Source organism: Stutzerimonas sp. (assembly GCF_982611455.1).
On record NZ_CEXBBO010000021.1, the window covers coordinates 73956 to 84828 of the forward strand.

The window sequence follows — 10873 nt, forward strand, 5'->3', positions numbered from 1 at the left end:
GTATAATCTGCGCCCTCTTTTCGTTGCTCGACTGTCGAGAATGCCCTCTATGCAGCTTTCCTCGCTCACCGCGGTTTCCCCCGTCGATGGCCGCTACGCCGGCAAAACCAGCGCTCTTCGCCCAATCTTCAGCGAGTTCGGCCTGATTCGTTGCCGCGTTCAGGTTGAAGTCCGCTGGCTGCAGCGCCTTGCCGCCCACAGCGGCATTCCGGAAGTCGCACCGTTTTCTGCTGAGGCCAATGCATTGCTTGATCAGCTGGCGGAAAACTTTCAGCTTGAACATGCCGAACGTGTAAAAGAATTCGAGCGCACCACGAACCACGACGTCAAAGCCGTGGAATACCTTCTCAAGGAGCAGGCCAAGCAACAGCCCGAGCTGGCCAAGGTCAACGAATTCATCCACTTCGCATGCACCAGCGAAGACATCAACAACCTGTCCCATGCTTTGATGCTGCGCGAAGGTCGCGACGATGTATTGCTGCCGCTGATGCGCCAGATCGCCGAGGCAATCCGCGCGCTGGCTGTAGAGCATGCAGACGTGCCTATGCTGTCGCGCACCCACGGCCAGCCCGCCTCTCCCACCACGCTCGGCAAAGAACTGGCCAACGTGGTTTACCGCCTCGAGCGCCAAATCGCTCAGATCGTCGCCGTCCCGCTACTAGGCAAGATCAATGGCGCCGTTGGCAACTACAACGCGCATTTGTCTGCTTATCCCGCTGTCGATTGGGAACACAACGCACGCGAATTCATCGAAAACGATCTAGGCTTGTCCTGGAATCCTTACACCACGCAAATCGAGCCTCACGATTACATCGCTGAGCTGTTCGACGCCGTTGCGCGGTTCAATACGATTCTCATCGATTTCGATCGCGACATATGGGGCTACATTTCGCTGGGCTATTTCAAGCAGCGCACCGTGGCCGGCGAAATTGGTTCTTCGACCATGCCACACAAGGTCAATCCGATCGACTTTGAAAATTCCGAAGGCAATCTGGGTATCGCTAATGCACTGCTGCAGCATTTGGCGAGCAAGTTGCCAATCTCCCGTTGGCAGCGTGATCTGACCGATTCCACCGTGCTGCGCAACTTGGGTGTCGGTTTCGCGCACAGCGTCATCGCTTACGAAGCGAGCCTCAAGGGTATTGGCAAGCTGGAGCTCAATGCCGCTCGCATCGCCGAAGATCTCGATTCATGCTGGGAAGTATTGGCCGAGCCGATCCAGACCGTCATGCGTCGCTACGCCATCGAAAACCCTTACGAAAAACTCAAGGAGCTGACCCGAGGTAAAGGCATCAGCCCCGAGGCGCTGCAGTCGTTCATCGCAGACCTTGAGATACCGGCCGAAGCAAAGGAAGAGCTGCGCAAGCTCACTCCAGCAGGCTACATCGGTAACGCGGCAGCCCAGGCCAAGCGGATCTGAACAGACCCTCATCTTTGCACGCCCGGCTGTGCCGGGCGTTTTTATTTGCAGCTCCGTAGCAGAGCAAGGTACCTGCATGACTTCCGATATTCCTTTGCAAATTCTAGGCGGCATCAGCGCGCGCGACTTCCTGCGTGACTACTGGCAGAAGAAGCCCCTCCTGATCCGTCAGGCGATTCCCTCGTTCGAAAGCCCGCTCTCCCCTGATGAGTTGGCCGGCCTGTCTCTGGAAGAAGAAGTTGAGTCCCGTCTGGTGGTTGAGCACGGAGATAGCCCCTGGGAGCTTCGTCGTGGGCCGTTCAGTGAAGACACCTATCAGAATTTGCCGGAGCGAGACTGGACACTGCTCGTGCAGGCAGTCGACCAATTAGTGCCGGAAGTTGCCGAACTCATCGAGCATTTCCGCTTCCTGCCTAACTGGCGCATCGACGATGTAATGGTCAGCTTCGCTGCTCCGGGTGGCGGCGTCGGTCCGCATTTCGATAACTACGATGTCTTCCTCCTTCAAGCCCACGGTCAGCGCCGCTGGCGATTGGGCCAGATGTGTGATGGCGACACCCCGGTGCTGCAGCATGCGGACTTGCGCATCCTTGCGGACTTCCAAGGGACCGATGAATGGATTCTGGAGCCCGGCGACATGCTTTATTTGCCGCCGCGACTGGCGCATTTCGGCATCGCCGAAGATGCCTGCATGACTTACTCGCTCGGCTTCAGAGCCCCCAGTGCGGCTGAGGTGCTGACTCACTTCACGGACTTTCTCGCGCAGTTTTTGCCCAACGAAGAACGTTACAGCGACGCTGATCTGGTCCCCACCGACGACCCGCACCAAATCCAGAGCGATGCACTCAAGCGCCTGCGGGCGATGCTCACCGAACACATGGGCGACGAGCGTCTCCTGCTCACCTGGTTTGGCCAGTTCATGACCGAACCTCGTTACCCGGAGCGTGTGCAGGGCCAAGACATCGAAGAGCAGGAGCTGCTCACCATGCTGGACAACGGCGCTATCCTGGTTCGTAACCTCAGTGCGCGGCTGGCCTGGAGCGAAGTCGACATCGGCCTGCTGCTATTTGCCAGCGGTCAGAGCCGCTTGCTTCCTTCCCACGTGAAAGACCTGCTGAAACTGATTTGCTCGGCTGATGCGATGCATGCGGAAAACCTCGCACCGTGGCTGAACGACGAAGATGGGCGTAATCTGATCTGGCAACTGATCAAGCAGGGAAGTCTGGAGTTTGCTGATGAGTGATATAGATGTTCGCATCGCCGACTGGCAGCAGGACAACGCGGATCTGCGGCGTATTCGCGAGACGGTATTTATTGCGGAGCAATCGGTTCCGCCCGAACTTGAATGGGACGCAGACGATGCGGAGGCCGTGCATTTTCTCGCACTCGAAAGCGGTTACCCCATCGGTACCGCGCGGTTATTGACCGACGGCCATATCGGTCGCGTTTCAGTACTTCGCGACTGGCGCGGCATGCATGTTGGAGGTGCCTTGATGAAAGCCGCGATTATCGAAGCTGAGCGCCGCGGTCTCAGCGAACAGCGGCTCACCGCACAGGTCCATGCCACGGCATTCTACGAGCGACTCGGCTTTGAAGTTGTAAGTGACGAGTTTTTGGAAGCTGGTTTGCCGCACGTCGACATGCTTCGAAAAAGCGGCTAAACCAGCCATGAGCACAGACGACTCAGATCGTCCGATAGCTGCAACCGAATGGGCCGCTATCGACTTTCGATCGCCAGGTCGTTATACCGTCGACAACCCACAGACCCAACAGAACCGAACGGACGAATGGCAACCCGCTCCCTTTATTTTGGGAGCTACGCGAACACCTCAGCCATTCGACTCGCCCGACGCTGCGCGCCGACATGCACTGGCTTTGCTCGAGCAGGCGCGCCGCAGTTTGAGCTTGTATAGCCCCGACCTGGAACCCTGGCTTTACAACCACAACAGTGTTCAGCAAGCATGCACGCGCTTTCTTCTGGCGCATCCACGCAATCGCCTGCGCATTCTGCTTGGTGATTCATCGCGAGCGGTCAAGCAGGGACATCGGCTGCTAACCCTGGCGCGCCGATTGACGAGCAATATGCAGATCCGCAAACTTCATCCCGATTACTCGGCGCAAGCATGCGCTTTTCTGGTGGCCGATGATTGCGGCGTGCTGGTTCGTCCTGAGCCATCTCAGTTTTCCGGCCACGCGCTCTACCAGGACCCCGGCCGGGCTCGTCAACGTCAGCGTCAGTTCGACACCGCTTGGGACCATAGCCTGTCCGACCCTGACCTGCGGAGCTTTTTGCTATGACTTGCCGTATTCTCGCCGCGCTTTCGATACTGATCAGCATGTCGATCCACGCCGCGACCGAGGTAATCCCTCTGAATTTCCGCATGGCTGAAGATGTGCTACCGATTGCGCAATCGGTGGTCGGCGACCAAGGCAAGGTGAACGCGTACGGCAATCAGTTGGTTGTCAACGCTCCCGTCGAAGTCATAAGCGAGTTGCGCGAGGTACTGTCTCAACTGGACAACGAGCCCAGAAGGCTGCTCATCAGCGTAGACACCCAGAGTTCAGCAATCGGCAGTGATAGCGGTTACCGCGTCGACGGCTCAACCGGCATCGGTGACGTCGAAGTCCAGACGGGACGCGGAAAGACGGAAGGGCGCGATCAGGTTCGCATCATACGCCGCAGCACCACCAGTCAAGGCAGCGGTGTTCAGAAGATCCAGGCAACCGAGGGCTACCCCGCCCTCATTCAGGTTGGCCAAAGCGTACCAATCACGACCACTGGCGCCGATGGTTACGGCCAGGTTTACCAGCAGACCCAATATCGCAACGTCACGCGGGGCTTTTATGCCACGGCGACGGTTCAAGGCGATAGGGTGCGAGTCACCATCAGCAGTCACCAGGATCGAATGAGTCGTTCCCTGCCAGACGCCATTGATATTCAGGAAACCGACACCCGCGTCAGCGGACGACTCGGAGAATGGATCTCACTTGGCGGCCTCGATGAAAACGCCAGTTCCAATCAAAGTGGGACGCTTCGTCGCTACTCCACGCAAGGCCGTCAGGATCTCTCGCTACGGCTGAAAGTAGACGCGTTGAATTAAAAAACCGACGGCTCCGCTGCCCTTGTTAAAAAATGTAGTGAGGTAAAAAAAGCACTACAAAACATTTGACGAACCTTTTTTGGCAGCGCATGATGGCCCCGCTCCCGCTAACCAGGGGCCCTGGCAAGGGTCTCCGGATCGTGCTCAGCCAACCAGCAGAGGCGTTCCGTGCCTGTACTGCCCACAAGGCGGACTGACGAGGTTGCGACTGGAACGAGTCGTCCTGAGGGACGGGGAAGCGATTAACGCATCAGCTCGAGACGTCAGTTCTGCTGAGTCACTCAACGGCCCCGTGCCGCTGCGTGCCGGGATGCCACGACCATTCCGCAGCTAGCCGGGTCTTCTTGCGGTCGTAACTGCACACCCCTCCTCTCCTTGGTTCAATCCTCGTCCCGGTCGGTATTTCGACGCTCTGCCGCGTGTTGCTCGCATGATTAGCGCAAGCACGTAGGTTTCGGTGGGAAAAGTCGGTGCTCAACCAAACACGAATTTCTTTTGAAGGATTGACCATGTCCGCTTATCAAAACGACATCAAGGCCGTTGCCGCTCTGAAAGAAGTAGCTGGAAGCAGCTGGAGCGCTATCAACCCTGAATCCGTAGCCCGTATGCGCGCTCAGAACCGCTTCAAGACCGGTCTGGAAATCGCTCAGTACACTGCCGACATCATGCGCAAGGACATGGCTGAGTACGACGCCGACTCGTCGGTTTACACTCAGTCTCTAGGTTGCTGGCATGGCTTCATCGGTCAGCAGAAGCTGATCTCTATCAAGAAGCACCTGAAGACCACCAACAAGCGCTACCTTTACCTGTCGGGCTGGATGGTCGCAGCTCTGCGTTCCGAGTTCGGCCCGCTGCCGGATCAGTCGATGCACGAGAAAACGGCCGTTTCCGACCTGATCGAAGAGCTGTACACCTTCCTGCGTCAGGCTGATTCGCGTGAGCTGGATTTGCTCTTCACCGCTCTGGATGCTGCTCGTGAAGCCGGTGACTCTGCCAAGGCCGCCGAGATCCAGAACCAGATCGACAATCACGAAACCCACATCGTACCCATCATCGCCGACATCGATGCCGGCTTTGGCAACCCGGAAGCCACTTATCTGCTGGCCAAGCGCATGATCGAAGCAGGCGCTTGCTGCATCCAGATCGAAAACCAGGTTTCCGATGAAAAGCAGTGCGGCCACCAGGACGGCAAAGTTACCGTTCCTCACGCCGATTTCCTGGCCAAGATCGCCGCCGTCCGTTACGCCTTCCTTGAGCTGGGCATCGACAACGGCGTAATCGTTGCGCGTACCGACTCGCTGGGTGCAGGCCTGACCAAGCAGATCGCTGTGACCAAAGAGCCGGGCGACCTGGGTGATCTGTACAACTCATTCCTGGACTGTGAAGAAGTTTCCGCCACAGAGCTGAACAATGGCGACGTGGTATTGAACCGCGAAGGTAAGCTGCTGCGTCCCAAGCGTCTGCCGTCCAATTTGTTCCAGTTCCGCAAGGGCACTGGCGAAGCGCGCTGCGTATTGGATTGCATCACGTCGCTGCAGAACGGCGCTGATCTGCTTTGGATTGAGACTGAGAAGCCGCACGTTGGCCAGATCGCGGCCATGGTCGATGAAATCCGCAAGACCATTCCGAACGCCAAGCTGGTCTATAACAACAGCCCGTCGTTCAACTGGACCCTGAACTTCCGCCAGCAGGTATTCGATGCATTTGTTACCGAAGGCAAAGACGTTTCCGCCTATGACCGCGCCAAGCTGATGAGCGTCGAGTACGACGAGACGGAACTGGCTCAGGTTGCTGACGAGAAGATCCGCACTTTCCAGAAGGACGGCTCCGCTCACGCCGGCATCTTCCATCACCTGATTACCCTGCCGACTTATCACACCGCTGCGCTCTCCACCGATAATCTGGCCAAGGGGTACTTCGCAGAAGAAGGCATGCTCGCATACGTCAAAGGTGTTCAGCGCCAAGAGCTGCGTCAGGGTATCGCCTGCGTCAGGCACCAGAACATGGCAGGCTCCGACATTGGCGACAACCACAAGGAGTACTTCGCTGGCGAAGCTGCTCTGAAGGCTAGTGGCAAAGACAACACCATGAATCAGTTCCACTAAGAAGCGTTTGTCAGTAGGGCTCCGGCCCGACCTGATGGTGTAACGAGCCCCGGTATCTACCGGGGCTTTTATTTTCTTGGGCTTTCCCATCAAACGAACCGCTTGTCGCCAGCGACAGGACTGTCATTAAGCTGTCTTCGACCTCCATAGCGTCACAGTTCCAATGGAACTGCCTCGTGGCTGACAACAATCACAACACATCTTCGGCAATGGCGATGAGTTGCCAAGCAACCAGTCTGCCAATCCTTATATTCAAGATGTCGTCAGCGTGGGACGACATACGGTAAATAGCCGGTGGTGCGCTTGCGTTTCTAAGTGGCTACCGGTAATCGCCAACGCAGTCGAACCTGCAGGCAGCGGCGGAAATCTTTCCCGTTCCGACGCCGTACCCGCCTACCTTTGGCGCGAGCCGACATCATCACGGTGCCGCCAGGCTATACGGCAAAGGCTTCATTCCTTGGGGTACGCCTATTTGCTGAAGCTACCCGGCGTATCTCGAAGACGCCAGCAACCCTGTGGAAGACCAAGCACAGAAAAACGGCATGCACCACGCTGGCATGCATTTCTTCCCAATGGATGCCAAGCATCAATGGATGCAAAAGCGACCACGACTTGCTCGCGCTGAATCATGAATATAGATGCCCCGTTGCTGCATCGAAACTGGGCCACTCTCGCTGATAGCAAACGCGTCGAGGTCGACGAGGCTCGAAGGAAATCAACGCCCGCGGTATTAATCGTGGAAATCCGCCGCAAAGCCCGTGATGAACCCTCGTGCATCGATCCCCTACGGGTACATCATCCGCTGGCGCGAGGCGATCCGAAACCATGTCGGCGGACAATTTCGCTGGGATTTGTACTACTAGATGGCATCTAAATCGGCGATTTTCCCTCAGGCGTAGTGAACAGTCCCCATGCAGAGATGAATAGCGCCGCAATCAGTGGTCCGATTACAAAGCCATTCAAGCCGAACAGAGCCAGCCCACCAAGAGTCGATATCAACACCAGATAATCCGGCATTTTGGTGTCCTTGCCCACCAGAATCGGCCTCAGAATGTTGTCGACAAGGCCAATCACCAAGATGCCATAAAGCGTAAGGACAACGCCCTGGACGATCATTCCCTTCGTCAGGAAATAAATTGCTACCGGCGTCCATATCAGCCCGGCGCCAATCGCCGGGAGCAGTGACAAGAACGCCATGAGTACACCCCAGAGTAGGGCACCGGGAATACCGAGAACGGCAAATATCACACCACCGAGAAAACCCTGCGTCGCAGCAACTACAATGTTGCCTTTTACCGTAGCCCTGACCACGCGCGTGAATTTGCTGAACAGTCGTCGTTTTTGATTATCGCTCAGAGGCAGCGCGCGCCTGACCCGTGCAACCAGATCCCGTCCATCTCGAATTAGAAAGAACAACAAGTAAAGCATTACAAAGAAACTGACCACGAACTGAAATGTTCCCTGACCGAAGCTGAATGCCTTGGTGGCAAGAAACTGGCTGCCCTCCAGCGCCCCGCTAGCAAGCCGATCACGCATCTGGTCTATGTCGCCAAAACCGAAGCGCTGCAACTGTAGCTGAATTGAGGCAGGCAGTAGCTCCTTCGCGCTTCCGACGAAGCTGTTTATATCAAGCTCCCCGCTTTCAATTTGCCTATAAAGAGAACTACCTTCCTGAACTAAAAGACCGGTGATCAGAATAACCGGGAGGACCGCTACTATCAGGCAAACCAACAAGGTGATCAGCGCGGTCAGATTGCGCCTATTGCCAAGACGGCCATACAGGCTCCGCTGTAGCGGAGCAAAGATGATCGCAAGAATTACGGCCCAAAACACAGCCCCGTAGAAGGGGAAGAGTATCCAGCCAAAGGCGATGGTTACTACGAGCAACAGGGCAAGGAATACTTTTTGCTCAAGCGTCGAATTCACATTTGGCTTCCTATTGCTGTAACGGTATCTATTAGTCAGCGATTGCCGAAAGGAGTGCTAATACCGATTGATCGGAGCCCTTCTCAGTTGATCGCCGCCCGTCGACCGGCGCATTGAAGCGTGCTCGTAACTGGCGAATCAGAGTGTCATCGCGGCCACCCAGCCAAACCCGAGCAGCGGCAAGTTGTAATGCAGGAACGTCGGTACGACGGTATCCCAGATGTGATTATGCTGGCCATCCGCATTCAGGCCAGCCGTGGGTCCTAGAGTCGAATCGGAAGCTGGCGAGCCGGCGTCTCCGAGCGCCCCGGCAGTACCTACCAAGCTCACGATAGCCAAGGGACCGAAACCGAGTTCCAATCCAAGTGGCACGAAGATAGCGGCAATAATCGGAACCGTGGAGAACGACGAGCCAATTCCGATAGTAACTAGCAGACCAACCAGCAACATCATCAGGGCACCAATCGCCTTGCTGTTTCCGATCCATTGTGCTGACGCATCGACAAGCGTCTTCACTTGCCCGGTCTCACGCATGACCTCTGCAAACCCGGCGGCGGCGATCATGATGAAGCCAATCATCGCCATCATTTTCATGCCTTCAGTAAACAGATCGTCAGCCTCTCGCCAGCGCACCACGCCAGATACGGAAAAAATAACGAAACCGATCAGCGCACCAACGATCATCGAGTCCAACCACAGCTGCATTACGAAAGCCACAGAAACTGCCAAGCCTGCCACCAGTAACGTAAGAGGGCTGTAGCTGACTCTGACCGTTTTTGATTGGTCGACCTGGGTAAGATCATATATACGCGATTTACGATAACTGAACATAGCTACCGCCAGCCCGGTGCACATACCTAGCGCAGGTATCAACATCGCCTGGCTTACGTTTATCCCGCTGACATCGACTCCACTCTTCGCAACATTGGCGAGAAGGATTTCGTTCAGAAAGATGCTACCGAAGCCCACCGGCAAGAACATATAGGGCGTAACCAGTCCGAATGCCAAAACACAGGCAATTAAGCGTCGATCAATATGTAACTTGCTCAATACATAGAGCAACGGTGGAACCAGGAGTGGAATAAAAGCGATATGGATTGGAAGGATATTCTGCGACGATACTGCGACAACGAGCAGTAAGCCGATCATCAACCATTTGACCGAGCCACTAGGTTTCGAATCGTGCCTACCTACTACTGCCAACGCACGATCAGCCAGCGCATGGGCCAGGCCGCTTTTACCGATAGCCACCGCAAAGGCACCAAGCAACGCATAGGACAGCGCAACCGTTGCGCCGCCCCCTAATCCCTTGTTGAAGGCTGCGAGGCTACCTTCCAATCCTAACCCACCCAATACTCCGCCAACGATGGCACCGGCAATCAGCGCCACGACCACATGGATTCTGCACAGGCTAAGAATCAGCATAATGCCGACTGCCGCCACTACTGCATTCATTTTAACTCCTCGGAGACGGCACAAGCCGATAAAAAGCCGATAAAAAGCCGATAAAAAGCGGGGTACTCTGCCGCAAGATCATGGGAGTGTCAAAGAACCACGGACATAGCCGAGCCCATCGAATTTCTAACGGAGCAGCTCGAGTCGCTCTTATCTACTGTCAGCCACACCCGCCCATGCAAAACTTGTAAAATTGGCGCTTCTGGCGACAACACCTATTCGGATGGATCAGTGGAAATATTCAAAGAGTTTACGTTCGAGTCCGCACACCGCTTGCCGCACGTACCCGAAGGGCATAAATGCGGCCGACTACATGGGCATTCCTTTCGGGTGGCTCTTTATATCGAAGGTGAGGTGGATGCGCATACCGGTTGGATTCGCGATTTTGGCGAGATCAAACAAGTCTTCAAACCAATCTACGAACGACTCGATCATAACTATCTGAACGACTTGCCAGGCCTGGAGAATCCCACCAGCGAGAATTTGGCGAAATGGATCTGGCAGGAGCTCAAACCTCTACTCCCTGAGTTATCACGGATTCGCATCCACGAAACCTGTACCAGTGGTTGCGAATATCACGGCGTATAATTTTGCATCCGCCGTGCCGGGGTCAGCAATCGAGACCAAGCTGTAGCGCCCGTTTCATGCCGATTCGGGCGTAGCAGACGGTAGGAAGCAAGTCGATTAGATAGGTATCGCGCTACCTTTAGGGCAGGTCAAGTATCCCTAACGTGACAGACTGCGCATCACCACAATGTGAAGGCGCTAGCTGAGCTGGCCCTGCCGCCCCGTCACTCTGCGGCCCTTTTTCGCGGATACGTTTAGAAGCAGCCCGTTCCGTTTTTTCTTTGCCCAAAGACAAACCC

At 55.8% G+C, this 10873-nt stretch carries 9 protein-coding genes; 7 read left to right on the top strand and 2 right to left on the bottom strand.

Annotated elements, in window-relative coordinates; all coding sequences use genetic code 11:
• Nucleotides 1-49: 49 nt before the first annotated feature.
• The 6 genes from purB (at nt 50) to AC2LD7_RS13970 (ending at nt 6626) form a co-directional block, all read left to right on the top strand.
• Nucleotides 50-1420 (top strand): adenylosuccinate lyase, encoded by a 1371-nt coding sequence (gene purB / locus AC2LD7_RS13945; protein ID WP_484598330.1) that lies wholly within the window; start codon nt 50-52, stop codon nt 1418-1420.
• Between the two features lie 76 nt (nt 1421-1496).
• On the top strand, nt 1497-2663 hold the full coding sequence (locus tag AC2LD7_RS13950) for a ribosomal protein uL16 3-hydroxylase (protein WP_484598331.1): 1167 nt from the start codon (nt 1497-1499) through the stop codon (nt 2661-2663).
• Complete coding sequence (locus AC2LD7_RS13955) at nt 2656-3081, top strand: GNAT family N-acetyltransferase (protein WP_484598339.1); 426 nt, start codon at nt 2656-2658, stop codon at nt 3079-3081. Before AC2LD7_RS13950 ends, AC2LD7_RS13955 begins: the two co-directional genes overlap by 8 nt.
• A gap of 7 nt (nt 3082-3088) precedes the next feature.
• Nucleotides 3089-3718 carry a DUF7931 domain-containing protein gene (locus AC2LD7_RS13960; RefSeq protein ID WP_484598332.1) on the top strand — a complete coding sequence of 210 codons (630 nt, stop codon included), beginning with the start codon at nt 3089-3091 and terminating at the stop codon, nt 3716-3718.
• Nucleotides 3715-4521, top strand: a complete 807-nt coding sequence (locus tag AC2LD7_RS13965; RefSeq protein WP_484598333.1) for a secretin N-terminal domain-containing protein — start codon at nt 3715-3717, stop codon at nt 4519-4521. Before AC2LD7_RS13960 ends, AC2LD7_RS13965 begins: the two co-directional genes overlap by 4 nt.
• 509 nt (nt 4522-5030) lie before the next feature.
• Nucleotides 5031-6626, top strand: a complete 1596-nt coding sequence (locus tag AC2LD7_RS13970) for an isocitrate lyase (RefSeq protein ID WP_484598334.1) — start codon at nt 5031-5033, stop codon at nt 6624-6626.
• A gap of 870 nt (nt 6627-7496) precedes the next feature.
• On the opposite strand, the gene AC2LD7_RS13975 is transcribed toward AC2LD7_RS13970, so the two are convergent.
• Entirely contained in the window at nt 7497-8552 is a 1056-nt protein-coding gene (locus AC2LD7_RS13975) for an AI-2E family transporter (RefSeq protein ID WP_484598335.1), read from the bottom strand.
• Between the two features lie 138 nt (nt 8553-8690).
• Complete coding sequence (locus AC2LD7_RS13980; protein WP_484598336.1) at nt 8691-10007, bottom strand: Na+/H+ antiporter family protein; 1317 nt, start codon at nt 10005-10007, stop codon at nt 8691-8693.
• Between the two features lie 231 nt (nt 10008-10238).
• Between AC2LD7_RS13980 and queD the strand changes: the two genes are divergently transcribed.
• Entirely contained in the window at nt 10239-10595 is a 357-nt protein-coding gene (gene queD, locus AC2LD7_RS13985; RefSeq protein ID WP_484598337.1) for a 6-carboxytetrahydropterin synthase QueD, read from the top strand.
• Nucleotides 10596-10873 lie beyond the last annotated feature (278 nt).

Bases quoted from the DNA above. Each gene is read 5' to 3' on its own strand.
- purB (WP_484598330.1), top strand. From the start codon at position 50: ATGCAGCTTTCCTCGCTCACCGCGGTTTCCCCCGTCGATGGCCGCTAC.
- AC2LD7_RS13950 (WP_484598331.1), top strand. From the start codon at position 1,497: ATGACTTCCGATATTCCTTTGCAAATTCTAGGCGGCATCAGCGCGCGC.
- AC2LD7_RS13955 (WP_484598339.1), top strand. From the start codon at position 2,656: ATGAGTGATATAGATGTTCGCATCGCCGACTGGCAGCAGGACAACGCG.
- AC2LD7_RS13960 (WP_484598332.1), top strand. From the start codon at position 3,089: ATGAGCACAGACGACTCAGATCGTCCGATAGCTGCAACCGAATGGGCC.
- AC2LD7_RS13965 (WP_484598333.1), top strand. From the start codon at position 3,715: ATGACTTGCCGTATTCTCGCCGCGCTTTCGATACTGATCAGCATGTCG.
- AC2LD7_RS13970 (WP_484598334.1), top strand. From the start codon at position 5,031: ATGTCCGCTTATCAAAACGACATCAAGGCCGTTGCCGCTCTGAAAGAA.
- AC2LD7_RS13980 (WP_484598336.1), bottom strand. From the start codon at position 10,007: ATGAATGCAGTAGTGGCGGCAGTCGGCATTATGCTGATTCTTAGCCTG.